The following is a 26,574-nucleotide window of genomic DNA, read 5'->3' as shown; positions in this document are numbered from 1 at the left end:
ACTGAAGCGTGTTCGGTCCGTACAATCGCTGCGCGCGAACCGGGCCGCGCGCGGGCGGTAATCCGGTGCGGAGGCGTGGCCGGGGCGCGATAGGCTCGGCCCACGACTTTTTCAATGTTCAGGCATGTTTCAGGGAGCGGGTGCGCAGTGTCCGGTGGCGAGGTGGCCGGGATCCTGGTGGCCGTCTTCTGGGCGATCCTGGTCTCCTTCCTCGCCGTCGCACTGGCGAGGCTGGCCCAGACGCTCAGGGCGACCACCAAGCTGGTGGCGGACGTGACCGACCAGGCCGTACCGCTCCTGGAGGACGCCTCCTCGGCGGTCCGCTCCGCGCAGACCCAGATCGACCGGGTGGACGCGATCGCCTCGGACGTCCAGGAGGTCACCTCCAACGCCTCCGCGTTGTCCACCACCGTCGCCTCCACCTTCGGCGGCCCCCTCGTCAAGGTCGCGGCCTTCGGGTACGGCGTACGCCGGGCGATCAGCGGCCGCAAGGACGACGTGCCCGCGCAGGCGCCCCGGCGTACCGTGATCGTGGGCCGTACCGTTCCGGCGTCACGACGGAGCAAGCGGAAGAAGGACTGAGACCTAGCGATGTTCCGCCGTACGTTCTGGTTCAGCACGGGCGTCGCCGCCGGTGTGTGGGCCACCACCAAGGTCAACCGCAAGCTGAGGCAGCTGACCCCCGAGAGCCTCGCCGCGACCGCGGCGAACAAGGCGCTCGAGGCCGGTCACCGCATCAAGGACCGCGCGGTCGGCTTCGCGCTCGACGTCCGCGACAACATGGCCCAGCGGGAGGAAGAACTGGGCGACGCGCTCGGGCTGAACGCCCCCGTCGACCCCGAACTCCCCGCCCCCCGGCGGCATGCCGCCATCGAGAACCGCAACAACCCGAAGTACGTCGAGGGATCGACGTACCCGACGTACCCGTACAACCGAAACGAGGACCACTGATGGAGTCGGCCGAGATCCGCCGCCGCTGGCTGAGCTTCTACGAGGAGCGCGGTCACACCGTCGTCCCTTCGGCGTCGCTCATCGCGGACGACCCGACTCTGCTCCTCGTCCCCGCCGGCATGGTCCCCTTCAAGCCGTACTTCCTCGGTGAGGTCAAGCCGCCGTGGGCGCGCGCGACCAGCGTGCAGAAGTGCGTGCGCACGCCCGACATCGAAGAGGTCGGAAAGACCACCCGGCACGGCACGTTCTTCCAGATGTGCGGCAACTTCTCCTTCGGCGACTACTTCAAGGAAGGCGCCATCAAGTACGCCTGGGAGCTGCTCACCAGCCCCCAGGACAAGGGTGGTTACGGCCTGGAGCCGGAGAAGCTCTGGATCACCGTCTACCTGGAGGACGACGAGGCCGAGCGCATCTGGCACGAGGTCGTCGGAGTGCCGAAGGAGCGCATCCAGCGCCTCGGCATGAAGGACAACTACTGGTCCATGGGCGTCCCCGGACCCTGTGGCCCCTGTTCCGAGATCAACTACGACCGCGGCCCCGAGTTCGGCGTCCAGGGCGGCCCCGCCGTCAACGACGAGCGGTACGTGGAGATCTGGAACCTCGTCTTCATGCAGTACGAGCGTGGCGAGGGCATCGGCAAGGACAACTTCGAGATCCTCGGCGAGCTTCCCAGCAAGAACATCGACACGGGCCTCGGACTCGAGCGCCTCGCGATGATCCTGCAGGGCGTGCAGAACATGTACGAGATCGACACCTCCATGGCCGTCATCAAGAAGGCCACCGAGCTGACCGGTGTCGCGTACGGCGACGCCCACGCCTCGGACGTCTCCCTGCGCGTGGTCACCGACCACATGCGTACGTCCGTCATGCTCATCGGCGACGGCGTCACGCCCGGCAACGAGGGCCGCGGTTACGTCCTGCGCCGCATCATGCGCCGCGCCATCCGCAACATGCGGTTGCTCGGTGCCACCGGTCCGGTCGTGCTCGACCTGATCGACACCGTGATCGCGATGATGGGCCAGCAGTACCCGGAGCTCGTCACCGACCGCGAGCGGATCGAGAAGGTCGCCGTCGCCGAGGAGAACGCGTTCCTCAAGGCGCTCAAGGGCGGCACCAACATCCTCGACACCGCCGTCACCGAGACCAAGGCCGCCGGCGGCACGGTCCTCGCCGGCGACAAGGCGTTCCTGCTCCACGACACCTGGGGCTTCCCGATCGACCTCACCCTGGAGATGGCCGCCGAGCAGGGCCTCTCCGTGGACGAGGACGGCTTCCGGCGCCTGATGAAGGAGCAGCGGGAGCGCGCCAAGGCCGACGCCCAGGCCAAGAAGACCGGCCACGCGGGTGCCGGTGCCTACCGTGAGATCGCCGACAAGACCGGCGAGACCGAGTTCATCGGCTACAGCGACACCGAGGGCGAGTCCACGATTGTCGGCATCCTGGTCGACGGCGCCTCCTCCCCGGCCGCCACCGAGGGCGACGAGGTCGAGATCGTCCTGGACCGCACCCCGTTCTACGCCGAGGGCGGCGGCCAGATCGGCGACACCGGCAAGATCAAGGTCGACTCCGGTGCCGTCATCGAGATCCGCGACTGCCAGAAGCCGGTTCCGGGTGTCTACGTCCACAAGGGCGTCGTCCAGTTCGGCGAGGTCACCGTCGGCGCGAAGGCGCACGCCTCGATCGACTCCCGCCGCCGCACGGCCATCGCCCGCGCCCACTCGGCCACCCACCTCACCCACCAGGCCCTGCGTGACGCCCTCGGCCCGACGGCCGCCCAGGCCGGTTCCGAGAACCAGCCCGGCCGCTTCCGCTTTGACTTCGGTTCCCCGTCCGCCGTTCCCACGGCCGTGATGACCGACGTCGAGCAGAAGATCAACGAGGTGCTCGCCCGTGACCTGGACGTCCGTGCGGACGTCATGGGCATCGACGAGGCCAAGAAGCAGGGCGCCATCGCCGAGTTCGGCGAGAAGTACGGCGAGCGCGTCCGGGTCGTCACCATCGGCGACTTCTCCAAGGAGCTGTGCGGCGGCACCCACGTCCACAACACCTCGCAGCTCGGCCTGGTCAAGCTGCTCGGCGAGTCGTCGATCGGCTCGGGTGTCCGCCGTATCGAGGCGCTCGTCGGTGTCGACGCCTACAACTTCCTCGCCCGTGAGCACACGGTCGTCGCCCAGCTCCAGGAGCTGATCAAGGGCCGCCCGGAGGAGCTTCCGGAGAAGGTCTCCGCCATGCTCGGCAAGCTGAAGGACGCCGAGAAGGAGATCGAGAAGTTCCGCGCGGAGAAGGTCCTGCAGGCCGCGGCCGGTCTCGCCGAGTCCGCCAAGGACATCCGCGGCATCGCCGTCGTCACCGGTCAGGTCCCGGACGGCACCACCGCCGACGACCTGCGCAAGCTGGTCCTCGACGTACGCGGCCGCATCCAGGGCGGGCGGGCCGCGGTCGTGGCCCTGTTCACCACGGCCAACGGCAAGCCGCTGACGGTCATCGCCACCAACGAGGCCGCCCGCGAGCGCGGCCTCAAGGCCGGCGACCTGGTCCGTACGGCCGCCAAGACCCTCGGCGGTGGCGGTGGCGGCAAGCCGGACGTCGCCCAGGGCGGCGGCCAGCACCCGGCCGCGATCGGCGAGGCCGTCGAGGCCGTCAAGCGGCTGGTCACGGACACCGCGAAGTGACGATGCGCAGAGGACGTCGACTCGCGATCGACGTCGGGGACGCCCGGATCGGGGTCGCCTCGTGCGACCCCGACGGGATCCTCGCCACCCCGGTGGAGACGGTCCCCGGCCGGGACGTCCCGGCCGCCCACCGGCGACTGAAGCAGATCGTCGAGGAGTACGAGCCGATCGAGGTCGTCGTCGGTCTCCCTCGCTCCCTCAAGGGGGGCGAGGGCCCGGCCGCGGTGAAGGTCAGGGCCTTCGCCCAGGAGTTCGCCAAGGGCATCGCGCCGATACCGGTACGGCTGGTCGACGAGCGGATGACGACCGTGACGGCCGGCCAGGGACTGCGCGCCTCGGGTGTGAAATCCAAGAAGGGCCGTTCCGTCATCGACCAGGTCGCCGCTGTGATCATCCTCCAGCAGGCGCTCGAATCCGAACGGGTGTCAGGTAAAGCACCCGGAGAGAGCGTCGAAGTGGTCATCTGATCGCGATACGGTAACGTTCCGCGCGACTGCGGCGCTGTTCGAACAGATGCCGCACACAGAGAGGCGGAACTGATGCCGGGCTATAAGCCGCGCGACCGCCGCCTCGCGGCTCTAGGGGATCGATGACTGAGTATGGCCGGGGCCAGGAAGGCTCCGAACCGTGGCATCCGCAGGACCCGTACTACGGGGACGGCGGATGGGAAGGGCAGCAGGGCCACGACGGCCATCAAGCTGCCTACGGCGGCCAGCCGCAGCACTATCCGCAAGCGCCGCAGCAGCCGGAGCACGGCGACTGGGGCAACGGCCGGCAGGCCGATTACGGTCAGGCGCAGCAGCAGTACCAGCAGCAGTACCCGCAGCAGTACGGCCAGCAGCAGTACGACCCGCAGCAGAGCTACGACCAGCAGCAGTACGCCGCCCAGCAGCACCAGCAGTACGACAACCAGTACGGCAACAACGGCTGGGGCACCGGGACGCACACGCATGTCCAGTACCCGGACTCCTCGGACCCGTATGGTCAGCAGGCCGCCGCGTACGGCACCGGGGACCAGCCCGACTACTACGGCACCCCTGACGCGTACCCGCCACCGGAGCCGCCGAGCCGTCGGCGCGCCGAGCCGGAACCGCAGCGAGCGGACTGGGACCCGGGCCCCGACCAGGGCGAACACGCCTTCTTCGCGGGCGGCGGGGACGACGATGACGAGCCCGACGGGGACGCCGACGATCCGGGTGGTCGAGGCGACCGCCGGGGCCGCGGCGGCAAGAAACCGAAGAAACGCCGCAGTGGCTGCGCCTGTCTGGTGGTCGTGCTGGTGTTCGGCGGCGGGATCGCCGGCGTCGGCTATTTCGGCTACCAGTTCTACCAGGATCGTTTCTCTTCGGCTCCGGACTTCGCGGGCGACGGTACGAGTGCGACGGTGTCGGTCGTGGTCCCGAAGGGCGCCAACGGCGCGGACATGGGGCGGCTGCTCAAGGAGGCCGGTGTCGTCAAGAGCGTCGACGCGTTCGTGTCCGCGTTCACGCAGAACGACAACTCGGGTCGCATCCAGGCCGGCGCCTATGTGATGAACAAGGAGATGTCGGCCAAGAGCGCGGTGGAGCTGATGCTCGACCCGAAGAGCCAGAACGCCGTCGTTGTCGCGCCGGGACAGCGCAATATCGCTGTCTACAAGAAGATCGACGACAAACTCGGCCTGAAGTCGGGTGCCACCAAAAAGGCCGCCGAGGCGAAGTACAAGAGCCTCGGACTGCCGGACTGGGCGGAAAAGAACAGCGAGATGAAGGATCCGCTGGAGGGCTTCCTTTACCCGGGCACCTACCCGGCCGCCGACGGCATGAAGCCCGAGACGGTCCTGAAGGAAATGGTGTCCGCGGCCACGAAGAAGTACGCCGCGTTCGACCTGGAAGCCAAGGCCAAGGCGCTGAAGCTGGACAGTCCCATGGACATCGTCACGATCGCGAGCCTGGTCCAGGCCGAGGGCAAGACGACCAGCGACTACCGCAGGATGGCGGAAGTGGTCTACAACCGCCTCGACTACGGGAACCCGCAGACCTACGGATTCCTCCAGTTCGACTCGACCTTCAACTACGCGAAGAACGAGAGCAACATCGACATCAGCGAGTCGGAGATCAACAAGGACAAGGACCCGTACAACACGTACACCAACAAGGGTCTGCCGCCCGGCCCGATCGGGAACCCGGGAGACGACGCGATCAAGTCGACGCTGAATCCGACCGACGAAGGCTGGTACTACTTCGTCGCGACCGACGGCGTGAGCAAGACCGAATTCGCGAAGACGCACGAAGCGTTCCAGAAACTCAAGGACAAGTTCGATGCCAGCAGGGGCAACTGACGCCCGCCGGGCCGCCGTGCTCGGTTCGCCCATCGCTCACTCACTCTCGCCGGTGCTGCACCGCGCCGCGTACGAGGAACTGGGGCTCAAGGGCTGGTCGTACGACCGGTTCGAGGTCGACGAGGCCGCGCTGCCCGGGTTCTTCGCGGAACTCGGGCAGGAGTGGGCCGGACTGTCGTTGACGATGCCGCTCAAGCGGGCCGTCATCCCGCTGCTCGACGGGATCAGCGAGACGGCGGCCTCGGTCGAGGCGGTCAACACGGTCGTGTTCACCGAGGACGGCCGCCGCGTCGGCGACAACACCGACATCCCCGGCATGGTCGCCGCCCTGCGCGAGCACGGCATCGACAAGGTCGACACCGCGGCCGTCCTGGGCGCCGGAGCCACCGCTTCCTCCGCCCTGGCCGCCCTGGCCCGCATCTGCACCGGCGAGGTCACCGTCTATGTGCGCAGCGGGGCCCGCGCCGCCGAGATCCGGCAGTGGGCCGAGCGGCTGGATGTGGCCGTGCGCATCGCCGACTGGTCGGACGCCGAGCAGGCGTTGAGCGCCCCGCTGGTCATCGCGACCACCCCCGCCGGGGCCACCGACGCGCTGGCCCGGCACCTTCCCGAACGGCCGGCGACCCTCTTCGACGTCCTCTACGACCCCTGGCCCACCACGCTCGCGGCTCGCTGGTCGGCGTACGGCGGAGCTGTCGTCAGCGGTCTCGACCTGCTCGTGCACCAGGCCGTGCTCCAGGTCGAGCAGATGACGGGGTGTGCTCCCGCGCCGCTGACGGCGATGCGGGCAGCGGGTGAACGAAGCCTCGCGCACGGGTGAAGGCGCGGTCCACGAAATGCTGTGGCGTTAACTCGGATTTCCCCATTCCGTTTGATCGGGTCATGACATAAAGCTGTTATGATCCACTCTTCAATCACTGTGGGAGGGGAATTGTGATGAAGAGGCGCGTTCTTTCCGTCGCGGCGGCGCTCGGAATGGCGGGCGTTGTCGGAGTGGTCGGTGCCACCCCGGCGGCCGCGGCCGCGTCGACGCCTGAAGCGGCGTGCGGGTCGGGCTACTACGTGCTGGAGTCCCACACGGTCGGCTTCGACACCACCACGAACAAGCCTGCCGCGCGAGTGTCGCTCCTGTACAACGCCTCTCCCGGCACCAACTGCGTCGTGACCATGCACATCAATGGCTACGTCGGCGCGGCCAACCTCACCGAGGCCGGAATTCTCGTGCAGGGCGGAACCTGGAAGCGCGACAAGGGCACATACAGCTACTACGCGGGTCCTGTCTACGCGTCCGCGGCCAACAAGTGCGTGAAGTACACGGGCGGCATCGAGTATGTCGACAACGGAATTTTCTGGGACAGCTACACGAGTGCCTTCGGCCACTGCGGCTGACCGTCACACAGAACACAGGCGTACATCCCGCGAACCGGCTCGGTTCGCGGGATGCCGCACGGGCGGAACCGGGAGGGGAGCACAGACGTGTCCGCAGGCATGCAGATGGCATCCGGCAAGAGCGAGATATTCGAATTCGTGCTGAGGTTCATGCCCGACTGGGTGCAGATCACGGTGGTCGCGCTGGTCGTGCTCGCGGTGCTCGTGTCCTGGGCCGTCAAGCTCAAGCGCAAGATCGACTACCGGCGTGCCCTGCGCAACGGGCAGCCGGTCCACGCGGCGGCGCGGTACGGGCAGCGCAGCGGCGCCGACTACCTCGGTGCCTACGCGCCCCAGCAGCCGCCGGCGGCCCCGCCGCAGCAGGCCCCCGCCCAGCCGAGCGGCGCCGACTTCCTGGGCGCCTACGCACCGCAGAACCGGCAGGGCAACGGTTCCGTCTGAGCCGTTCCGGTCGGCATCCGTCCGCCTGATGGACCAGCGGCGGGCGCAGCGTGCCGGACATGGGAGGATCGAAGGTGGCGGACCGGGGCCGCGCACCCGGTCGCGCCATTGCCGTACGCGAGGACGCGCGTACGCAGGGCAGTACGAGGGCGCGAGCACTGAGGAGCACCGTTGAGCAGGTTGCGCTGGCTGACCGCGGGGGAGTCCCACGGCCCCGCACTCGTCGCGACGCTGGAGGGCCTTCCCGCCGGCGTGCCGATCACCACGGAGCTGGTGGCGGACCACCTGGCCCGGCGCCGCCTCGGCTATGGACGCGGTGCCCGGATGAAGTTCGAGCAGGACCAGGTCACCTTCCTCGGTGGCGTCCGGCACGGACTCTCCCTCGGCTCCCCGGTCGCGATCATGGTGGGCAACACCGAGTGGCCCAAGTGGGAACAGGTCATGTCGGCCGACCCCATCGACCCGGAGATCCTCGCCGGACTCGCGCGCAACGCTCCGCTGACCCGCCCGCGCCCCGGCCACGCCGACCTCGCGGGCATGCAGAAGTACGGCTTCGACGAGGCCCGTCCGATCCTGGAGCGCGCCTCGGCCCGCGAGACGGCGGCCCGGGTGGCGCTGGGCGCGGTCGCCCGGTCGTACCTCAAGGAGACGGCCGGCATCGAGATCGTCAGCCATGTCGTGGAGCTGTGCTCCGTGAAGGCTCCGGCCGGGGTGTACCCGACGCCGGCCGATGTCGAGAAGCTGGACGCCGACCCGCTGCGCTGCCTGGACGCCGACACGTCCAAGGCGATGGTGGCCGAGGTCGACCAGGCCCACAAGGACGGCGACACCCTCGGTGGCGTGGTCGAGATCCTGGCGTACGGCGTCCCCGTGGGCCTCGGCTCGCATGTGCACTGGGACCGCAAGCTGGACGCCCGGCTCGCCGGTGCGCTCATGGGCATCCAGGCCATCAAGGGCGTCGAGCTCGGCGACGGCTTCGAGCTCGCGCGCGTGCCCGGTTCCAAGGCGCACGACGAGATCGTCAACACCCCCGAGGGCATCCGCCGCGTCTCCGGCCGCTCCGGTGGCACCGAGGGCGGTCTGACCACGGGCGAGCTGCTGCGCGTACGTGCCGCGATGAAGCCGATCGCGACCGTGCCGCGCGCCCTGCAGACCGTGGACGTCACCACCGGCGAGGCCGCCCAGGCCCACCACCAGCGCTCCGACGTCTCCGCGGTCCCCGCCGCCGGTATCGTCGCCGAGGCCATGGTCGCCCTGGTCCTCGCGGACGCCGTCGCGGAGAAGTTCGGCGGCGACTCGGTGCCCGAGACCCGCCGCAACGTTCAGTCGTACCTCGAGAACCTGGCCATCCGATGAGCCCTGTGGTCGTGCTCGTCGGCCCGATGGGCGTCGGCAAGTCCACCGTCGGGCAGCTGCTCGCCGAGCGACTCGGCGTCGGCTACCGGGACACCGACGACGACATCGTCGCCGAGCAGGGCCGGGCCATCGCCGAGATCTTCGTCGACGAGGGCGAGGCGGCCTTCCGGGCGCTCGAGAAGCAGGCGGTGCTGCGGGCGCTGGCCGAGCACGAGGGTGTCCTCGCGCTCGGCGGCGGCGCGATCCTCGACGAGGGCACGCGCGCGGCGCTCACCGGACTGAACGTCGTCTACCTCTCGATGGACGTCGAGGAAGCGGTCAAGCGCACCGGTCTGAACGCCGCCCGCCCCCTGCTCGCGGTCAACCCGCGCAAGCAGTGGCGCGAGCTGATGGAGGCCCGCCGCAACCTGTACGAGGGGATCGCCACGGCGGTCGTCGCCACGGACGGCCGTACCCCCGAAGAAGTCACCGAAGTGGCCCTGGACGCACTGGAGTTGAAGCAGGCATGAGTGAGGCAGTGACGCGGATCCAGGTCGGCGGCACCGCGGGCAGCGAGCCGTACGAGGTCCTGGTGGGCCGTCAACTCCTGGGCGAGCTCGGTGCGTTGGTCGGTCCCAAGGCCAAGCGGGTCGCGGTGATCCACCCCGAGGCGCTCGCCGAGACCGGTGAGGCGCTGCGGGCCGACCTCGCCGACCAGGGCTTCGAAGCGGTCGCCATCCAGGTGCCCAACGCCGAGGAGGCCAAGACCGCCGAGGTCGCCGCCTACTGCTGGAAGGCGCTCGGCCAGTCCAACTTCACCCGCTCCGACGTCGTCGTGGGCGTCGGCGGCGGGTCCACCACCGACCTGGCCGGTTTCGTGGCCGCGACCTGGCTGCGCGGCGTGCGCTGGATCGCCATCCCCACCACCGTCCTGGCGATGGTGGACGCGGCCGTCGGCGGCAAGACCGGCATCAACACCGCCGAGGGCAAGAACCTCGTCGGAGCCTTCCACCCGCCGGCCGGTGTGCTGTGCGACCTGGCCGCGCTGGAGTCGCTGCCGGTCAACGACTACGTCTCCGGCCTCGCCGAGATCATCAAGGCCGGTTTCATCGCCGACCCGGTGATCCTGGACCTCATCGAGTCCGACCCCCAGGCCGCGCGCACCCCGGCGGGACCGCACACCTCCGAGCTGATCGAGCGGGCCATCCGTGTCAAGGCCGAGGTCGTCTCCGCGGACCTGAAGGAGTCGGGCCTCAGGGAGATCCTCAACTACGGTCACACGCTGGCCCACGCCATCGAGAAGAACGAGCGGTACAAGTGGCGGCACGGCGCCGCCGTCGCCGTAGGCATGCACTTCGCCGCCGAACTCGGCCGGGTCGCGGGCCGGTTGGACGACGCCACGGCCGACCGCCACCGTACGGTCCTGGAGTCCGTCGGTCTGCCGCTGCACTACCGCTACGACCAGTGGCCCAAGCTGCTGGAGAACATGAAGGTCGACAAGAAGTCCCGCGGCGACCTGCTGCGCTTCATCGTCCTCGACGGACTGGGCAAGCCCACCGTCCTGGAAGGCCCCGACCCGGCCGTGCTGCTCGCCGCGTACGGCGAGGTGGGCGAGTAGTCCGCAGAGGCGCCATCCGTCCGATTTGCCTTACGGGCACGGGCACTTAGGGCCGTCCCCGGCCGTTCACCAAACGGCGGCCGGGGACGGTACCGTTCGGTAAGGAGCGGGGTTCGTGCCCTGCTGCCAGCGCCAATTGCCTGTACGAGACGGAGTGGCACCGGATGCAGCACGCAGTGGGTTCTCCGCTGCCGCCGCCCCACCAGCCGGGGCACGGACCGGCCCACGGCTGGTCGCCGGCCGCACACCACCCGGGTGCGCACCAGGGGCCCGCCCCGGTGCCCCCGCCGCCCCCGGCACCGGGCTTCTCCCCGCAGCCTCCCCACCCCCCGGTCCCGCCGGCCCCGGACACCACCGGCCATGTGCCGCTGCCTCCCGGCGGCCCGGTCGGCGTTCCCGCGGCCCCGCCCGCGACGGCAGCGCCCGACCCCGCCGCCACGACCCTCGCGGTCCTGCTCATCGGCCCGGCGGGGGCCGGCAAGACGAGCGTCGCCAAGTACTGGGCGGACCACCGCCGGGTCCCCACCGCCCACATCAGCCTCGACGACGTCCGCGAATGGGTCCGCTCGGGCTTCGCCGACCCCCAGTCCGGCTGGAACGACCACTCCGAGGCCCAGTACCGCCTCGCCCGCCGCACCTGCGGCTTCGCCGCCCGCAACTTCCTCGCCAACGGCATCTCCTGCATCCTCGACGACGCCGTCTTCCCCGACCGTCCGGTGGTCGGCCTCGGCGGCTGGAAGCGGCACGTGGGCCCGGGACTGTTGCCCGTCGTCCTGCTGCCGGGCCTGGAGATCGTCCTCGAGCGCAACGCCGAACGTTCGGGCAACCGCCGCCTCACCGACGAGGAGGTGGCCCGCATCCACGGCCGCATGGCGGGCTGGTACGGCTCGGGCCTGCCGATCATCGACAACTCACAGCTCGACGTACCGCAGACGGCACGGGTCCTCGACGACGTACTGGCGAGGTCGATCGCAAGTCCGCCGAGCTGGTAGTCGGCGTTGCCCGCAGACACCTGAGGGGCGCGGGGAACTGCGCGACAAGCCCCCACCGGCCCGCGGTCGACAACGCTCCCTGCCCCACTCGGCCTCTCTCGAACGGCGCCCCACCTGCGGAGCTCCTAGGCTCGAGTCATGTCAGAGGCGTACGCGGCCCGCCGCACCAGACTCAGGGAACGCTGCCACGCGGTCGGCACCGCGTCGGCGCTGATCTCCCGCCCCGCCAACGTCCGCTACCTCGCGGGCGCCGCCCCCCAGGGCTCCGTCCTGCTCCTCGGCAGATCCGAGGACGTGCTGCTGTGCGCCGATCCGCCGGACGACCGTGCCGGAGAGGGCCGGCCCGACGAGGCGCTGCGGCTCCAGACCCTGCCCGGATCCGGCGGTGACGCGGCCGTCGCGGCCGCCGACCTCGCCGTCATGCACGGTGTGGACTCGCTCGCCGTGGAGGAGCACCACCTCACCGTGGCGCGCCACAGAGCGCTGCGCTCGGTGGCCCCACGGCTGAGACTCGTCGACCTCGGCGGAGCCGTCGAGCAGCTCCGGGTCGTGAAGGACGAGGAGGAGATCTCCTGTCTGCGCATCGGCGCCGAGATCGCCGACCAGGCCCTGGGAGAGCTCCTGGAGTCCATCCTCGTCGGCCGCACCGAACGGCACCTCGCCCTCGAACTGGAGCGGCGCCTGGTCGACCACGGCGCCGACGGCCCCGCCTTCGCCACCTCCGTCGCCACCGGCCCGAACTCCGGCCGCGGTGCCCATCGCCCCACCGACCGCCGGGTGGAGGAGGGCGATTTCCTCTCCGTGTGTCTCGGGGCGACATACCGCGGCTACCGCTGTGAGATCGGTCGTACGTTCGTGATCGGGACGTCGCCGGCCGACTGGCAGATCGAGCTGTACGACCTGGTCTTCGCCGCTCAGCGCGCCGGACGGGAGGCTCTCGCCCCCGGCGCGGCCTACCGTGACGTGGACCGCGCGGCACGGCAGGTGCTGGACTCCGCGGGGCACGCGGAAGGCCTTCCGACCCTGACCGGACACGGCGTGGGACTCGAAATCGACGAGGACCCGCAGCTGGCCCCCGCGGCCATGGGTAAACTGGACGCTTGCGTGCCGGTCACCGTCGAACCGGGGGTCCACCTCCCGGGCCGGGGCGGTGTCCGGATCGATGACACGCTCGTCGTACGCCCCGAGGCGGACGGCGGACCCGAGCTACTCACCATCACGACCAAGGAGCTGCTCGCCCTGTAGGCAGAGGCGTGCGCCGGGGTCGTCCACGTCAGTCCAGGAGATTCCGCAACCGTGGCTTCCACGAACGACCTCAAGAACGGCCTGGTGCTCAAGCTCGAAGGCGGCCAGCTCTGGTCCGTCGTCGAGTTCCAGCACGTCAAGCCCGGCAAGGGCCCGGCCTTCGTGCGCACCAAGCTCAAGAACGTGCTGTCCGGCAAGGTCGTCGACAAGACGTTCAACGCCGGCGTCAAGGTCGAGACGGCCACTGTCGACAAGCGCGACATGCAGTTCTCGTACATGGACGGCGAGTACTTCGTCTTCATGGACATGGAGACCTACGACCAGCTCATGGTCGACCGCAAGGCCGTCGGCGACGCCGCCAACTTCCTGATCGAGGGCTTCACGGCCACCGTCGCGCAGCACGAGGGCGAGGTGCTCTTCATCGAGCTGCCGGCCGCCGTCGAGCTCGTCGTCCAGGAGACCGAGCCGGGCCTGCAGGGCGACCGCTCCACCGGTGGCACCAAGCCCGCCACCCTGGAGACCGGCCACCAGATCAACGTGCCGCTCTTCATCACCACCGGTGAGAAGATCAAGGTCGACACCCGCACCAGCGACTACCTCGGCCGGGTGAACAGCTAACCGTGGCTGCCCGCAACACGGCCCGCAAGCGCGCCTTCCAGATCCTCTTCGAGGGCGACCAGCGTGGCGTGGACGTCCTGACGGTCCTCGCGGACTGGATCCGGCTCTCCCGGGAAGACACCCGGCAGCCGCCGGTCAGCGAGTACACGATGCAGCTGGTCGAGGGCTACGCGGAGCACGCGAAGCGCATCGACGAGCTGATCGCGCAGTACTCCGTCGGTTGGACGCTCGACCGGATGCCGGTCGTGGACCGCAACCTGCTGCGTCTCGGCGCCCACGAGCTGATCTGGGTCGACGCGACCCCGGACGCCGTCGTGCTGGACGAGATGGTGCAGCTGGCGAAGGAGTTCTCCACGGACGAGTCGCCGGCCTTCGTGAACGGCCTGCTGGGCCGTCTGAAGGACCTGAAGTCGTCTCTGCGCCGCGACGAGGCGTAAGAGCCGCCAGAGGTACGACATGCCAGAGGGCCCGCAGCGTGACTGCTGCGGGCCCTCTGGCATGTCCGCGGCCTCCGGGGCGCCCGTGGCCCTCAAGGGCCCCAGAACGCCGCAGGGGTGGCCGGAACCGTGAAGTTCCGGCCACCCCGGCGGCACGTTTCTGCTGAGGCTGGAAGCGGCTCAGCTCTCCTCGTGGGAGACCGCGCGACGCGCGTCCGCGTCCAGGACGCCCCAGCTGATCAGCTGCTCGGTGAGAACCGAGGGCGACTGGTCGTAGATGACGGCGAGTGTGCGCAGGTCGTCCTGGCGGATCGAGAGCACCTTGCCGTTGTAGTCACCGCGCTGCGACTGGATCGTCGCGGCATAGCGCTGGAGGGGACCCGCCTTCTCGGCCGGCACGTGGGCCAGCCGCTCCAGGTCCAGGACCAGCTTCGGCGGCGGCTCGGCGGCACCGCCCGGCGTGGTGCCCGGCAGCAGTTCCTGGACGGGTACGCCGTAGAAATCCGCCAACTCGGCGAGACGCTGCACGGTCACGGCACGGTCGCCACGCTCGTACGATCCGACCACGACCGCCTTCCAGCGTCCCTGGGACTTCTCCTCGACACCGTGGAGGGAAAGGCCTTGCTGGGTGCGGATGGCCCGGAGCTTGGCCCCGAGCTGTTTGGCGTATTCGCTGGACATATAGCTCCCCGGACACTGTGTCGACGCGGACGGCTTTGATCCATGCCGCGCGGCTGGTAACTCACTGTGAGGTTACGCAGCGTTACTCTTCTGCGTCAAGCCGAATGAGCCGCACCGACTCTTCCGTGATATCGGTGGCCGATTAGGCCAGGGGGGTGATCAGGGGGGTCGGTTCGGCCTGCTACCGTGGATGGCGCAATTCCGACGTCCTTTAAGGTCCGTCCCGTGAGGCGGAGAAGGGGGTCCGTTTCTTATGGACAAGCAGCAGGACACACAGCACGACGTGCGGCAGGACTCGCCGTCCGATGCCCGGCCCGTTCTCGAAGGCCCCGACATCGCGCGCGTGCTGACCCGTATCGCCCACGAGATCGTCGAGCGCGCCAAGGGCGCCGACGACGTGGTGCTCCTCGGCATCCCGACCCGCGGCGTCTTCCTCGCCCAGCGGCTCGCCGCCAAGCTGGAAGAGATCACCGAGCGCAAGATTCCGGTCGGTTCGCTCGACATCACCATGTACCGGGACGACCTGCGCATGCACCCGCCGCGTGCGCTGGCCCGCACCGAGATCCCCGGTGACGGCATCGACGGCCGCCTCGTCGTCCTCGTCGACGACGTGCTCTTCTCCGGCCGCACCATCCGCGCCGCCCTCGACGCCCTGAACGACATCGGGCGTCCGCGCGCGGTGCAGCTCGCGGTCCTCGTCGACCGCGGCCACCGCGAACTGCCCATCCGCGCCGACTACGTCGGCAAGAACCTCCCCACGTCGCTGCGGGAGACGGTCAAGGTCCAGCTCGCCGAGGAGGACGGTCGCGACACCGTGCTGCTCGGCGCGAAGCAGACCCAGTAGCGAGCCGACGGACACGCCTGCCCTCGGCGTGCCCTGGCTTGCCCGGAATCTCCCCGCCTGAACTGCCTTACGGAGCCTGACAGATGCAGCGTCATCTCATCTCGGCCGCCGACCTCACCCGCGACGACGCCGTCCTCATCCTCGACACCGCCGAGGAGATGGCCCGGGTCGCCGACCGGCCGATCAAGAAGCTGCCGACCCTGCGCGGCCGCACGATCGTCAACCTCTTCTTCGAGGACTCCACGCGCACGCGTATCTCCTTCGAAGCCGCCGAGAAGCGCCTCTCCGCGGACGTCATCAACTTCACCGCCAAGGGGTCGAGCGTCTCCAAGGGCGAGTCCCTGAAGGACACCGCCCAGACCCTGGAGGCCATGGGCGTCGACGCTGTCGTCATCCGGCACGGCGCCTCCGGAGCCCCGTACCGGCTCGCCACCTCCGGCTGGATCGACGCGGCCGTGATCAACGCCGGTGACGGCACCCACCAGCACCCCACCCAGGCCCTGTTGGACGCCTTCACCATGCGCCGCCGCCTCGTCGGCCGGGACGCCGGGCTCGGCCAGGACCTGTCCGGCAAGCGCATCACGCTCGTCGGCGACGTCCTGCACAGCCGGGTCGCCCGCTCCAACGTCGACCTGCTGCACACCCTCGGCGCCGAGGTCACCCTCGTCGCCCCGCCCACCCTGGTACCGGTCGGCGTCGAGACCTGGCCCTGCGAGGTGTCGTACGACCTCGACAGCACGCTGGCCAAGTCCGACGCGGTGATGATGCTGCGCGTGCAGCGCGAGCGGATGAACGCCGCGTTCTTCCCGACCGAGCGCGAGTACTCGCGGCGCTACGGCCTCGACGGGGAGCGCATGGCGAAGATGCCCGAGCACGCCATCGTGATGCACCCCGGGCCGATGGTCCGCGGCATGGAGATCACCGCCGAGGTCGCCGACTCCGACCGCTGCACCGTGGTCGAGCAGGTCGCAAACGGAGTCTCCATCCGGATGGCCGTTCTGTACCTGCTGCTGGGTGGCAACGAGCCCGCCGTCAGCCACACGCGTATCGAGGAGAAGTAAGTCACATGAGCAAGATCCTGATCCGTGGTGCGAAGGTCCTCGGCGGCGAGCCGCAGGACGTCCTGATCAACGGCTCGGTCATCGAGGCCGTCGGGGCCGGGCTGTCCGACGAGGGCGCCGAGGTCGTCGAGGCGGCCGGCAAGGTCCTCCTGCCGGGCCTGGTCGACCTGCACACCCATCTGCGCGAGCCCGGCCGCGAGGACTCCGAGACCGTGCTGACCGGCACGCGCGCGGCGGCCTCCGGCGGCTACACGGCCGTCTTCGCCATGGCCAACACCTTCCCGGTCGCCGACACCGCCGGCGTGGTCGAGCAGGTCTACCGGCTCGGCCAGGAGCACGGGTACTGCGACGTGCAGCCCATCGGCGCCGTGACCGTCGGCCTGGAGGGCAGGAAGCTCGCCGAGCTGGGCGCCATGCACGAGTCGGCCGCCGGGGTCACCGTCTTCTCCGACGACGGCAAGTGCGTCGACGACGCCGTGATCATGCGCCGCGCGCTGGAGTACGTGAAGGCCTTCGGCGGGGTCGTCGCCCAGCACGCGCAGGAGCCGCGGCTGACCGAGGGCGCCCAGATGAACGAGGGCGTCGTCTCCGCCGAGCTGGGTCTCGGCGGCTGGCCCGCGGTGGCCGAAGAATCGATCATCGCCCGGGATGTCCTGCTCGCCGAGCACGTCGGCTCCCGCGTCCACATCTGCCACCTGTCGACCGCCGGCTCCGTCGAGATCGTCCGCTGGGCCAAGTCCCGCGGCATCGACGTCACCGCCGAGGTCACCCCGCACCACCTGCTCCTCACCGACGAGCTGGTGCGCACCTACAACCCGGTCTACAAGGTCAACCCGCCGCTGCGCACCGAGCGCGACGTGCTGGCCCTGCGCGAGGCGCTCGCCGACGGCACGATCGACATCGTCGCCACCGACCACGCCCCGCACCCGCACGAGGACAAGGACTGCGAGTGGGCCGCGGCCGCCATGGGGATGGTGGGCCTGGAGACCGCGTTGTCAGTGGTGCAGGAGACCATGGTGGACACCGGGCTCCTCACCTGGGCCGGGGTCGCCGACCGGATGTCCGTCAACCCCGCCCGGATCGGGCAGGCCACCGGACACGGCCGCCCCGTCTCGGCAGGTGAGCCCGCCAACCTCACGCTCGTCGACACGGAATACCGTGGGGACGTGGACCCCGCGGGCTTCGCCTCGCGCAGCCGGAACACCCCGTACGAGGGGCGTGAGCTGCCGGGCCGTGTCACGCACACGTGGCTCCGGGGCAAGGCCACGCTCGTCGACGGGAAGCTCACGTGACACCTGTAATCCTGCTGGCCGCCGAGCAGAAATCGGCTGAGGTCACCGACTGGGCCGCCCGAGTCGGGTGGCTCGTCGGACTGGCGCTGTTCGTCGCGCTCATCTACTGGCTGATGCGCGAGGGCTGGAAGTGGCGCGGCACGCTCCAGGGCGACCTGCCCGAGCTGCCCACCGCGCCGTCCGAGCCCGGTGCGGCGAAACTGACGATGAGCGGCCGCTACCACGGCTCCACCACCGCCGGGCAGTGGCTCGACCGCATCGTGGCGCACGGCCTCGGCACCCGCAGCCGGGTCGAGCTCACCCTGACGGACGCGGGACTGGATGTCGTACGCCCCGGGGCGACCGACTTCTTCATCCCGGTCGGCGCGCTGCGGGAGGCCGTGCTCGGCAAGGGCATCGCCGGCAAGGTGCTCACCGAGGGCGGCCTGCTGATCGTGACCTGGGAACACGGGGACAAGCTGATCGACTCCGGTTTCCGCTCCGACCACGCTGCCGAGCACACCGAGTGGGTCGACGTCATTAACTCCATGATCAACAAGACGGAAACGGAAGGCGCACGATGACGACCTCCACAAGGGGAGCCTCGAAGGTTCCCGCGGTACTCGTCCTGGAGGACGGCCGGATCTTCCGCGGCCGCGCCTACGGGGCCGTGGGGGTGACCTTCGGCGAGGCGGTCTTCTCCACCGGCATGACCGGCTACCAGGAGACCCTCACCGACCCGTCGTACCACCGCCAGGTCGTCGTGATGACCGCCCCGCACGTCGGCAACACCGGCGTCAACGACGAGGACTCGGAGAGCAAGCAGATCTGGGTGGCCGGTTACGTCGTGCGCGACCCCGCGCGCGTGCCCTCCAACTGGCGCTCGCGCCGCTCGCTCGACGAGGAGCTGCGCAACCAGGGTGTCGTCGGCATCTCCGGCATCGACACGCGCGCGTTGACGCGCCATCTGCGTGAGCGCGGCGCCATGCGCGTCGGCATCTTCTCCGGCGACGCCCTGCCCGACGAGGGCACCATGCTCACCGAGGTGCGCCAGGCCCCCGAGATGAAGGGCGCCGACCTCTCCGCCGAGGTCGCCACCAAGGAGGCGTACGTCGTCCCCGCCATCGGTGAGAAGAAGTTCACCGTCGCCGCGATCGACCTCGGCATCAAGGGCATGACCCCGCACCGGATGGCCGAGCGCGGCATCGAGGTCCACGTGCTGCCCGCCACGGCGACCGTCGAGGACGTCTACGCCGTGAACCCCGACGGCGTGTTCTTCTCCAACGGCCCCGGCGACCCGGCCACCGCCGACCACGCCGTCTCCGTCATGCAGGGCGTGCTGGAGCGCAAGACCCCGCTCTTCGGCATCTGCTTCGGCAACCAGATCCTCGGCCGCTCGCTCGGCTTCGGCACGTACAAGCTGAAGTACGGCCACCGGGGCATCAACCAGCCGGTGCAGGACCGTACGACGGGCAAGGTCGAGGTCACCGCGCACAACCACGGCTTCGCCGTCGACGCCCCGCTCGACAAGGTCTCCGACACCCCTTACGGGCGTGCCGAGGTCTCCCACGTCTGCCTGAACGACAACGTGGTGGAGGGCCTCCAGCTGCTCGACCAGCCGGCCTTCAGCGTCCAGTACCACCCCGAGGCGGCGGCGGGCCCGCACGACGCCGCTTACCTGTTCGACCGCTTCACGTCTTTGATGAGCACAGCTCTGTTGGAGGGCCAGCGTGCCTAAGCGCACCGATATCCAGTCCGTCCTGGTCATCGGCTCCGGCCCGATCGTCATCGGCCAGGCCGCCGAGTTCGACTACTCCGGCACCCAGGCCTGCCGCATCCTGCGCGCCGAGGGCCTCAGGGTCATCCTGGTCAACTCCAACCCGGCGACGATCATGACCGACCCGGAGATCGCCGACGCGACCTACGTCGAGCCGATCACCCCGGAGTTCGTCGAGAAGATCATCGCCAAGGAGCGCCCCGACGCCCTGCTGCCCACCCTGGGCGGACAGACGGCCCTCAACACGGCCATCTCCCTGCACGAGGCCGGCACCCTCGAGAAGTACGGCGTCGAGCTGATCGGCGCCAACGTCGAGGCCATCAACAAGGGCGAGGACCGCGACCTCTTCAAGGGCGTCGTCGAGGCGGTGAACGCCAAGATCGGGCACGGCGAGTCCGCCCGCTCGGTCATCTGCCACTCCATGGACGACGTCCTCAAGGGCGTCGAGACGCTCGGCGGCTATCCCGTCGTCGTCCGCCCCTCCTTCACCATGGGCGGTGCCGGTTCGGGCTTCGCGCACGACGAGGAGGAGCTGCGCCGCATCGCCGGGCAGGGCCTGACGCTCTCGCCGACCACCGAGGTGCTCCTGGAGGAGTCGATCCTGGGGTGGAAGGAGTACGAGCTGGAGCTGATGCGCGACAAGAACGACAACGTCGTGGTCGTGTGCTCCATCGAGAACTTCGACCCGATGGGCGTCCACACCGGCGACTCGATCACCGTCGCGCCCGCGATGACGCTGACCGACCGCGAGTACCAGCGCCTTCGCGACGTCGGTATCGCGATCATCCGCGAGGTCGGCGTCGACACCGGCGGCTGCAACATCCAGTTCGCCATCGACCCGGTCGACGGCCGCGTCATCGTCATCGAGATGAACCCGCGCGTGTCGCGTTCCTCGGCCCTCGCCTCCAAGGCGACGGGTTTCCCGATCGCCAAGATCGCGGCGAAGCTGGCCGTGGGCTACACCCTGGATGAGATCCCGAACGACATCACGCAGGAGACCCCGGCCTCCTTCGAGCCGACGCTCGACTACGTGGTCGTCAAGGCGCCCCGTTTCGCCTTCGAGAAGTTCCCGCAGGCCGACTCGACGCTGACGACGACGATGAAGTCGGTCGGTGAGGCGATGGCGATCGGCCGCAACTTCACCGAGGCATTCCAGAAGGCGCTGCGGTCGCTGGAGAAGAAGGGCAGCCAGTTCACCTTCGTCGGCGAGCCCGGCGACAAGGAAGCCCTGCTCGCGGAGTCCGTCCGGCCCACCGACGGCCGCATCAACACCGTCATGCAGGCCATCCGCGCGGGTGCTACGGCGGAGGAGGTCTTCGAGTACACGAAGATCGACCCGTGGTTCGTCGACCAGCTCTTCCTGATCAAGGAGATCGCCGACGAGCTCGCGGAAGCTCCCGAGCTGACCAAGGACCTCCTTGCCGAGGCCAAGCGGCACGGGTTCTCCGACCAGCAGATCGGTGAGATCCGGGGCCTGCGTGAGGACGTCGTGCGCGAAGTCCGGCACGCGCTCGGGATCCGCCCGGTGTACAAGACGGTGGACACCTGCGCCGCCGAGTTCGCGGCGAAGACGCCGTACTTCTACTCCTCCTACGACGAGGAGACCGAGGTCGCCCCGCGCGAGAAGCCGGCCGTCATCATCCTGGGCTCCGGGCCGAACCGGATCGGCCAGGGCATCGAGTTCGACTACTCCTGCGTGCACGCCTCCTTCGCGCTGTCGGACGCCGGGTACGAGACGGTGATGGTCAACTGCAACCCGGAGACCGTCTCCACCGACTACGACACCTCCGACCGCCTGTACTTCGAGCCGCTGACGCTCGAGGACGTGCTGGAGATCGTCCACGCGGAGTCCCTCGCGGGCCCGATCGCCGGTGTGATCGTGCAGCTGGGCGGCCAGACCCCGCTGGGCCTGTCCCAGGCGCTCAAGGACAACGGCGTACCGATCGTGGGCACTTCCCCGGAGGCGATCCACGCCGCCGAGGACCGCGGCGCGTTCGGCCGGGTGCTCGCCGAGGCGGGCCTGCCCGCCCCCAAGCACGGCACCGCGACCACCTTCGCCGAGGCCAAGGCCATCGCCGACGAGATCGGCTACCCGGTCCTGGTGCGGCCCTCGTACGTCCTCGGCGGCCGCGGCATGGAGATCGTCTACGACGAGACCCGCCTCGCCTCCTACATCGCCGAGTCGACCGAGATCAGCCCCTCCCGGCCGGTCCTGGTCGATCGCTTCCTGGATGACGCGATCGAGATCGACGTGGACGCCCTCTACGACGGCCAGGAGCTCTACCTCGGCGGCGTGATGGAGCACATCGAGGAGGCCGGCATCCACTCCGGTGACTCGGCATGCGCCCTGCCCCCCATCACCCTGGGCGGCTTCGACATCAAGCGGCTGCGGGCCTCCACCGAGGCCATCGCGCGCGGTGTCGGCGTACGCGGACTGATCAACATCCAGTTCGCGCTGGCCGGCGACATCCTCTACGTCCTGGAGGCCAACCCGCGCGCCTCGCGGACCGTGCCGTTCACCTCCAAGGCGACCGCGGTCCCGCTGGCCAAGGCTGCCGCCCGGATCTCGCTGGGCGCGACCATCGCCGAACTGCGCGCCGAGGGCCTGCTGCCCGCCAACAGCGACGGCGGCGAACTGCCCTTCGACGCACCGATCTCGGTGAAGGAGGCCGTCATGCCGTGGTCCCGGTTCCGGGACATCCACGGCCGCGGCGTCGACACGGTGCTGGGCCCGGAGATGCGCTCCACCGGCGAGGTGATGGGCATCGACTCCGTCTTCGGCACCGCCTACGCCAAGTCCCAGGCCGGTGCCTATGGTCCGCTGCCGACCAAGGGGCGGGCGTTCATCTCGGTCGCCAACCGTGACAAGCGCTCGATGATCTTCCCGGCGCGCGAGCTGGTCGCCCATGGCTTCGAGCTGCTGGCCACCTCCGGCACCGCCGAGGTCCTCAAGCGCAACGGCATCAACGCCAGGATCGTGCGCAAGCAGTCCGAGGGCACCGGCCCCAACGGTGAGAAGACCATCGTCCAGCTCATCCACGACGGCGAGGTCGACCTCATCGTCAACACCCCCTACGGCACCGGTGGCCGCCTCGACGGCTACGAGATCCGTACGGCGGCCGTGGCCCGGTCGGTCCCGTGCCTGACGACGGTCCAGGCGCTCGCCGCCGCCGTCCAGGGCATCGACGCCCTCAACCACGGAGACGTGGGCGTCCGCTCACTGCAGGAACACGCGGAACACCTGACCGCCGCCCGCGACTAGCAGCCCTGAGGGGGACACCGGAAACGGTGTCCCCCTCTTCATGAGGTCACCTGACTTCAAGAGGACACATCGATGTACAAGATCTTCTTCAAGCTCGTCTTCAAGCGGCTGGACCCGGAGCAGGCGCACTACCTGGCCTTCCGCTGGATCCGGCTCGCCGCCCGCGTCCCGGTGCTGCGCACGTTCGTCGCCGCCGCCCTCGCCCCCCGCCATCAGGAGCTGCGCACCGAGGCCTTCGGGCTGCGGATGCACGGCCCCTTCGGGCTCGCCGCCGGATTCGACAAGAACGCGGTCGCCGTCGACGGCATGTCGATGCTCGGCTTCGACCACGTCGAGATCGGCACGGTGACCGGGGAAGCGCAGCCAGGCAACCCCGAGCAGCGGCTGTTCCGGCTGGTGAAGGACCGTGCGCTGATCAACCGCATGGGGTTCAACAACGAGGGCTCGCTGGCCGTCGCGGCCCGGCTGGCCTCCCGTACGCCCGTCTTCAAGACCGTCGTGGGCGTCAACATCGGCAAGACCAAGGTCGTACCGGAGGACGAGGCCGCCGCCGACTACGTGAAGTCGACCGAGCGGCTGGCACCGTACGCCGACTACCTGGTCGTGAACGTGTCGTCGCCGAACACGCCCGGGCTGCGCAATCTCCAGGCCACCGAAGCGCTGCGGCCGCTCCTGAGCGCCGTTCGTGAGGCCGCCGACCGTACGGTCCCCTCGCGGCGGGTTCCGCTCCTGGTGAAGATCGCGCCCGATCTCGCGGACGAGGACGTCGACGCGGTCGCCGACCTGGCCGTCGAGCTCGGCCTGGACGGGATCATCGCCACCAACACCACCATCGCGCGCGACGGCCTCGGTTTGAAATCCGAACCCTCGCTCGTGAAGGAGACCGGCGGGCTGTCCGGCGCCCCGCTGAAGGCCCGCTCCCTGGAGGTGCTGAGGCGCCTCTACGCGCGCGTGGGCGACCGCATCACCCTCGTGGGCGTCGGCGGCGTCGAGAACGCCGAGGACGTCTGGCAGCGCATCCTCGCCGGTGCCACGCTCGTACAGGGCTACAGCGCGTTCATCTACGAGGGGCCCTTCTGGGGCCGCGCGATCCACAAGGGGCTCGTCGCTCGCCTGCGCAACAGCCCCTACGCCACGCTCGCCGACGCGGTCGGCGCCGATGTAAGGAAGCCGGCATGAGCTCTCTCGCACCCTTCGGCGTACGTCTTCGCCGTGTCATGGACGAACGCGGCCCGCTGTGCGTCGGCATCGACCCGCACGCGTCCCTGCTCACCGAGTGGGGTCTGAACGACGACGTGGCCGGCCTGGAGCGGTTCAGCCGCACGGTCGTCGAGGCGGTGGCCGACCGGGTGGCCGTCCTCAAGCCGCAGAGCGCGTTCTTCGAGCGCTTCGGGTCGCGCGGTGTCGCCGTCCTGGAGAAGTCGGTCGAGGAGGCGCGGGCGGCCGGCGCGCTGGTCGTCATGGACGCCAAGCGCGGTGACATCGGCTCGACCATGGCCGCGTACGCCGAGTCCTTCCTGCGCCCGGACTCCCCGCTGTTCTCCGACGCCCTGACGGTCTCGCCGTACCTCGGCTACGGGTCGCTCTCGCCGGCGGTCGCGCTGGCTCGGGAGAGCGGGGCGGGACTGTTCGTGCTCGCGCTGACCTCGAACCCGGAGGGCGGCGAGGTTCAGCACGCGATCCGCGCGGACGGCCGGAACGTCGGCGCGACGATGCTGGGGCACCTGGCGGCCGAGAACACGGGGGAGGAGCCCCTCGGCTCCTTCGGGGCGGTCGTCGGCGCCACGCTCGGCGATCTGTCGTCCTACGACCTGGACATCAACGGTCCGCTCCTCGCGCCCGGCATCGGCGCCCAGGGGGCCACTCCGGCCGACCTTCCCAAGGTGTTCGGCTCCGTGGTGCGCAACGTCGTCCCCAACGTCAGCCGGGGCGTCCTGCGGCACGGTCCGGACGTCAGCGCGCTGCGGGCGGCCGCCGAGCGGTTCGCGGAGGAGACCAGGGCCGCCGTGGCGCTCGTATGACGGTCGTCGAAGGCGTTCGAGACGGTCGTGGGAGTCCTCCGATGAGTGCCTCCAGGACGACTTGAGGCTGAATACATCCTCAAATCAGGGGCAATATGTCCGAAATATCCGGCCTGACGGAGGCTGACCAGGACTTTTCCGCTGTTCTCGCTGACTCTGGCGGAGTTGGCCGCTAGTCTCCGACGCAGAGTGAACGGGCAAGCGTGTTGCTCGTGGCTCCCCAGGTGTGGGGCGACTAGGTTCCTCACCGGTCCGTATCCGACAGTTCAACATCCGAGGTGACGTAGGCGTGGCTCTTCCGCCCCTTACCCCTGAACAGCGCGCAGCCGCGCTCGAAAAGGCCGCCGCGGCTCGCCGGGAGCGGGCCGAGGTCAAGAATCGACTCAAGCACTCCGGCGCCTCTCTCCACGAGGTCATCAAGCAGGGCCAGGAGAACGACGTCATCGGCAAGATGAAGGTCTCCGCCCTGCTCGAGTCGCTCCCGGGCGTGGGCAAGGTCCGCGCCAAGCAGATCATGGAGCGTCTGGGCATCTCCGAGAGCCGCCGTGTGCGTGGTCTCGGCTCGAACCAGATCGCTTCTCTGGAGCGTGAGTTCGGCAGCACCGGTTCCTGAGTCCGGCACAGTCCGGACCGGGAGTCCCGGGCACTCCGGGATTGCTGGAATAATCGCTGCATGAGTGAACGTCCGCGGCTGACCGTGCTCTCCGGCCCCTCAGGGGTCGGCAAGAGCACGGTCGTCGCCCATATGCGCAAGGAACACCCCGAGGTCTGGCTCTCGGTGTCGGCGACGACCCGCAAGCCCCGCCCGGGCGAGAAGCACGGTGTCCACTACTTCTTCGTCACCGACGAGGAGATGGACAAGCTGATCGCCAACGGTGAGCTGCTGGAGTGGGCCGAGTTCGCCGGCAACCGCTACGGCACGCCGCGGAACGCGGTGCTGGAGCGGCTGGAGGCGGGTGAGCCGGTCCTGCTGGAGATCGACCTCCAGGGTGCCCGGCAGGTCCGCGAGTCCATGCCGGACGCCCAGCTGGTGTTCCTGGCTCCGCCCTCCTGGGAGGAGCTCGTGCGCAGGCTCACGGGACGTGGCACCGAGCCGCCGGAAGTGATCGAGCGCCGTCTGGAAGCGGCGAAGGTCGAGCTGGCGGCCGAGCCCGAGTTCGATGTGACCTTGGTCAACACCTCCGTCGAGGACGTGGCGCGTGAGCTGCTAGCCTTGATGGACGTTGTGTGATCGATGCTGTTCGGTCAGCGTTGATCATTCAGACTGATTCTTTCCCACCCATCGGAAGGCAGAGCGTGTCCTCTTCCATCACCGCGCCCGAGGGCATCATCAACCCTCCGATCGACGAGCTTCTCGAGGCCACCGACTCGAAGTACAGCCTCGTGATCTACGCGGCCAAGCGTGCCCGTCAGATCAACGCGTACTACTCGCAGCTCGGCGAGGGCCTCCTCGAGTACGTCGGTCCGCTCGTCGACACCCACGTGCACGAGAAGCCGCTCTCGATCGCGCTCCGCGAGATCAACGCGGGTCTGCTGACGTCCGAGGCCGTCGAGGGCCCCGCGCAGTAGTACTTTCACATTGCAGTTGGCTTTTCCACAGGCCCGACAGCGCGACTGTCGGGCCTGTGGTGTGTCATGG

At 69.4% G+C, this 26,574-nt stretch carries 26 protein-coding genes and 1 pseudogene; 26 read left to right on the top strand and 1 reads right to left on the bottom strand.

The window, feature by feature from the left end:
• Nucleotides 1-147: 147 nt before the first annotated feature.
• From ABKA17_RS30340 to nusB, 15 genes are all read left to right on the top strand, one after another.
• Nucleotides 148-582, top strand: coding sequence for a DUF948 domain-containing protein (locus ABKA17_RS30340; protein WP_353695486.1), 435 nt, complete (start codon nucleotides 148-150; stop codon nucleotides 580-582).
• Nucleotides 583-591: 9 nt separating this feature from the next.
• The gene (locus ABKA17_RS30335) at nucleotides 592-951 is read left to right on the top strand and encodes a hypothetical protein (protein ID WP_353695485.1); all 360 of its coding nucleotides are present in this window, start codon (nucleotides 592-594) and stop codon (nucleotides 949-951) included.
• Entirely contained in the window at nucleotides 951-3,623 is a 2,673-nt protein-coding gene (gene alaS, locus ABKA17_RS30330; RefSeq protein WP_353695484.1) for an alanine--tRNA ligase, read from the top strand. The genes ABKA17_RS30335 and alaS overlap by 1 nt, the downstream gene beginning before the upstream one ends.
• Before the next feature lie 2 nt (nucleotides 3,624-3,625).
• Entirely contained in the window at nucleotides 3,626-4,090 is a 465-nt protein-coding gene (gene ruvX, locus ABKA17_RS30325; protein WP_353695483.1) for a Holliday junction resolvase RuvX, read from the top strand.
• A gap of 122 nt (nucleotides 4,091-4,212) precedes the next feature.
• Entirely contained in the window at nucleotides 4,213-5,943 is a 1,731-nt protein-coding gene (gene mltG, locus ABKA17_RS30320; protein ID WP_353695482.1) for an endolytic transglycosylase MltG, read from the top strand.
• Nucleotides 5,924-6,763, top strand: a complete 840-nt coding sequence (locus ABKA17_RS30315) for a shikimate dehydrogenase (RefSeq protein ID WP_353695481.1) — start codon at nucleotides 5,924-5,926, stop codon at nucleotides 6,761-6,763. The genes mltG and ABKA17_RS30315 overlap by 20 nt, the downstream gene beginning before the upstream one ends.
• A 116-nt stretch (nucleotides 6,764-6,879) precedes the next feature.
• Nucleotides 6,880-7,332 carry an acetyltransferase gene (locus ABKA17_RS30310; protein ID WP_353695480.1) on the top strand — a complete coding sequence of 151 codons (453 nt, stop codon included), beginning with the start codon at nucleotides 6,880-6,882 and terminating at the stop codon, nucleotides 7,330-7,332.
• Nucleotides 7,333-7,419: 87 nt separating this feature from the next.
• Nucleotides 7,420-7,773 carry a hypothetical protein gene (locus tag ABKA17_RS30305; RefSeq protein ID WP_353695479.1) on the top strand — a complete coding sequence of 118 codons (354 nt, stop codon included), beginning with the start codon at nucleotides 7,420-7,422 and terminating at the stop codon, nucleotides 7,771-7,773.
• A gap of 171 nt (nucleotides 7,774-7,944) precedes the next feature.
• Nucleotides 7,945-9,129, top strand: coding sequence for a chorismate synthase (aroC, locus tag ABKA17_RS30300; protein ID WP_353695478.1), 1,185 nt, complete (start codon nucleotides 7,945-7,947; stop codon nucleotides 9,127-9,129).
• Complete coding sequence (locus ABKA17_RS30295) at nucleotides 9,126-9,638, top strand: shikimate kinase (protein WP_353695477.1); 513 nt, start codon at nucleotides 9,126-9,128, stop codon at nucleotides 9,636-9,638. Before aroC ends, ABKA17_RS30295 begins: the two co-directional genes overlap by 4 nt.
• Nucleotides 9,635-10,726 (top strand): 3-dehydroquinate synthase, encoded by a 1,092-nt coding sequence (gene aroB / locus ABKA17_RS30290; protein ID WP_353695476.1) that lies wholly within the window; start codon nucleotides 9,635-9,637, stop codon nucleotides 10,724-10,726. Before ABKA17_RS30295 ends, aroB begins: the two co-directional genes overlap by 4 nt.
• 164 nt (nucleotides 10,727-10,890) lie before the next feature.
• On the top strand, nucleotides 10,891-11,718 hold the full coding sequence (locus tag ABKA17_RS30285) for a Pro-rich N-terminal domain-containing protein (RefSeq protein WP_353695475.1): 828 nt from the start codon (nucleotides 10,891-10,893) through the stop codon (nucleotides 11,716-11,718).
• Between the two features lie 138 nt (nucleotides 11,719-11,856).
• Nucleotides 11,857-12,963: an aminopeptidase P family protein gene (locus tag ABKA17_RS30280; RefSeq protein ID WP_353695474.1), complete on the top strand. Its 1,107-nt coding sequence runs from the start codon at nucleotides 11,857-11,859 to the stop codon at nucleotides 12,961-12,963.
• 51 nt (nucleotides 12,964-13,014) lie between these two features.
• Complete coding sequence (gene efp / locus ABKA17_RS30275; protein ID WP_353695473.1) at nucleotides 13,015-13,581, top strand: elongation factor P; 567 nt, start codon at nucleotides 13,015-13,017, stop codon at nucleotides 13,579-13,581.
• A gap of 2 nt (nucleotides 13,582-13,583) precedes the next feature.
• Nucleotides 13,584-14,018: a transcription antitermination factor NusB gene (gene nusB / locus ABKA17_RS30270; RefSeq protein WP_353695472.1), complete on the top strand. Its 435-nt coding sequence runs from the start codon at nucleotides 13,584-13,586 to the stop codon at nucleotides 14,016-14,018.
• Nucleotides 14,019-14,198: 180 nt separating this feature from the next.
• On the opposite strand, the gene bldD is transcribed toward nusB, so the two are convergent.
• Nucleotides 14,199-14,699: a transcriptional regulator BldD gene (gene bldD / locus ABKA17_RS30265; RefSeq protein ID WP_003956405.1), complete on the bottom strand. Its 501-nt coding sequence runs from the start codon at nucleotides 14,697-14,699 to the stop codon at nucleotides 14,199-14,201.
• Between the two features lie 253 nt (nucleotides 14,700-14,952).
• Between bldD and pyrR the strand changes: the two genes are divergently transcribed.
• From pyrR to rpoZ, 11 genes and pseudogenes are all read left to right on the top strand, one after another.
• Nucleotides 14,953-15,543 carry a bifunctional pyr operon transcriptional regulator/uracil phosphoribosyltransferase PyrR gene (gene pyrR / locus ABKA17_RS30260; protein WP_353695471.1) on the top strand — a complete coding sequence of 197 codons (591 nt, stop codon included), beginning with the start codon at nucleotides 14,953-14,955 and terminating at the stop codon, nucleotides 15,541-15,543.
• Between the two features lie 83 nt (nucleotides 15,544-15,626).
• Complete coding sequence (locus tag ABKA17_RS30255) at nucleotides 15,627-16,604, top strand: aspartate carbamoyltransferase catalytic subunit (RefSeq protein ID WP_353695470.1); 978 nt, start codon at nucleotides 15,627-15,629, stop codon at nucleotides 16,602-16,604.
• A 5-nt stretch (nucleotides 16,605-16,609) separates the two neighbouring features.
• Nucleotides 16,610-17,896 carry a dihydroorotase gene (locus ABKA17_RS30250; protein WP_353695469.1) on the top strand — a complete coding sequence of 429 codons (1,287 nt, stop codon included), beginning with the start codon at nucleotides 16,610-16,612 and terminating at the stop codon, nucleotides 17,894-17,896.
• Nucleotides 17,893-18,459 (top strand): PH-like domain-containing protein, encoded by a 567-nt coding sequence (locus ABKA17_RS30245; RefSeq protein WP_353695468.1) that lies wholly within the window; start codon nucleotides 17,893-17,895, stop codon nucleotides 18,457-18,459. The genes ABKA17_RS30250 and ABKA17_RS30245 overlap by 4 nt, the downstream gene beginning before the upstream one ends.
• Nucleotides 18,456-19,613: a glutamine-hydrolyzing carbamoyl-phosphate synthase small subunit gene (carA, locus tag ABKA17_RS30240; RefSeq protein ID WP_353695467.1), complete on the top strand. Its 1,158-nt coding sequence runs from the start codon at nucleotides 18,456-18,458 to the stop codon at nucleotides 19,611-19,613. The genes ABKA17_RS30245 and carA overlap by 4 nt, the downstream gene beginning before the upstream one ends.
• Nucleotides 19,606-22,914 carry a carbamoyl-phosphate synthase large subunit gene (carB, locus tag ABKA17_RS30235; protein WP_353695466.1) on the top strand — a complete coding sequence of 1,103 codons (3,309 nt, stop codon included), beginning with the start codon at nucleotides 19,606-19,608 and terminating at the stop codon, nucleotides 22,912-22,914. Before carA ends, carB begins: the two co-directional genes overlap by 8 nt.
• Nucleotides 22,915-22,986: 72 nt before the next feature.
• Nucleotides 22,987-24,093 carry a quinone-dependent dihydroorotate dehydrogenase gene (locus tag ABKA17_RS30230; RefSeq protein WP_353695465.1) on the top strand — a complete coding sequence of 369 codons (1,107 nt, stop codon included), beginning with the start codon at nucleotides 22,987-22,989 and terminating at the stop codon, nucleotides 24,091-24,093.
• Nucleotides 24,090-24,935 (top strand): orotidine-5'-phosphate decarboxylase, encoded by an 846-nt coding sequence (pyrF, locus tag ABKA17_RS30225; protein ID WP_353695464.1) that lies wholly within the window; start codon nucleotides 24,090-24,092, stop codon nucleotides 24,933-24,935. The genes ABKA17_RS30230 and pyrF overlap by 4 nt, the downstream gene beginning before the upstream one ends.
• A gap of 289 nt (nucleotides 24,936-25,224) precedes the next feature.
• Nucleotides 25,225-25,548 (top strand): integration host factor, encoded by a 324-nt coding sequence (locus tag ABKA17_RS30220; RefSeq protein WP_003977346.1) that lies wholly within the window; start codon nucleotides 25,225-25,227, stop codon nucleotides 25,546-25,548.
• A 27-nt stretch (nucleotides 25,549-25,575) separates the two neighbouring features.
• Nucleotides 25,576-26,166: pseudogene (gmk, locus tag ABKA17_RS30215) on the top strand (guanylate kinase); the annotation flags it as partial.
• A 65-nt stretch (nucleotides 26,167-26,231) separates the two neighbouring features.
• Nucleotides 26,232-26,504, top strand: a complete 273-nt coding sequence (gene rpoZ, locus ABKA17_RS30210) for a DNA-directed RNA polymerase subunit omega (RefSeq protein WP_003982715.1) — start codon at nucleotides 26,232-26,234, stop codon at nucleotides 26,502-26,504.
• Nucleotides 26,505-26,574: the final 70 nt, after the last annotated feature.

It is taken from the genome of Streptomyces sp. RG80, assembly GCF_040446465.1.
Classification (GTDB): domain Bacteria; phylum Actinomycetota; class Actinomycetes; order Streptomycetales; family Streptomycetaceae; genus Streptomyces.
This window is presented reverse-complemented; position numbering and strand designations above follow the sequence as displayed.

Coding starts and splice junctions, on each gene's coding strand:
- ABKA17_RS30335 (WP_353695485.1), top strand. CDS start 592: ATGTTCCGCCGTACGTTCTGGTTCAGCACGGGCGTCGCCGCCGGTGTG.
- alaS (WP_353695484.1), top strand. CDS start 951: ATGGAGTCGGCCGAGATCCGCCGCCGCTGGCTGAGCTTCTACGAGGAG.
- ruvX (WP_353695483.1), top strand. CDS start 3,626: ATGCGCAGAGGACGTCGACTCGCGATCGACGTCGGGGACGCCCGGATC.
- mltG (WP_353695482.1), top strand. CDS start 4,213: ATGACTGAGTATGGCCGGGGCCAGGAAGGCTCCGAACCGTGGCATCCG.
- ABKA17_RS30315 (WP_353695481.1), top strand. CDS start 5,924: ATGCCAGCAGGGGCAACTGACGCCCGCCGGGCCGCCGTGCTCGGTTCG.
- ABKA17_RS30310 (WP_353695480.1), top strand. CDS start 6,880: ATGAAGAGGCGCGTTCTTTCCGTCGCGGCGGCGCTCGGAATGGCGGGC.
- ABKA17_RS30295 (WP_353695477.1), top strand. CDS start 9,126: ATGAGCCCTGTGGTCGTGCTCGTCGGCCCGATGGGCGTCGGCAAGTCC.
- aroB (WP_353695476.1), top strand. CDS start 9,635: ATGAGTGAGGCAGTGACGCGGATCCAGGTCGGCGGCACCGCGGGCAGC.
- ABKA17_RS30285 (WP_353695475.1), top strand. CDS start 10,891: ATGCAGCACGCAGTGGGTTCTCCGCTGCCGCCGCCCCACCAGCCGGGG.
- ABKA17_RS30280 (WP_353695474.1), top strand. CDS start 11,857: ATGTCAGAGGCGTACGCGGCCCGCCGCACCAGACTCAGGGAACGCTGC.
- bldD (WP_003956405.1), bottom strand. CDS start 14,699: ATGTCCAGCGAATACGCCAAACAGCTCGGGGCCAAGCTCCGGGCCATC.
- pyrR (WP_353695471.1), top strand. CDS start 14,953: ATGGACAAGCAGCAGGACACACAGCACGACGTGCGGCAGGACTCGCCG.
- ABKA17_RS30255 (WP_353695470.1), top strand. CDS start 15,627: ATGCAGCGTCATCTCATCTCGGCCGCCGACCTCACCCGCGACGACGCC.
- ABKA17_RS30250 (WP_353695469.1), top strand. CDS start 16,610: ATGAGCAAGATCCTGATCCGTGGTGCGAAGGTCCTCGGCGGCGAGCCG.
- carA (WP_353695467.1), top strand. CDS start 18,456: ATGACGACCTCCACAAGGGGAGCCTCGAAGGTTCCCGCGGTACTCGTC.
- ABKA17_RS30230 (WP_353695465.1), top strand. CDS start 22,987: ATGTACAAGATCTTCTTCAAGCTCGTCTTCAAGCGGCTGGACCCGGAG.
- pyrF (WP_353695464.1), top strand. CDS start 24,090: ATGAGCTCTCTCGCACCCTTCGGCGTACGTCTTCGCCGTGTCATGGAC.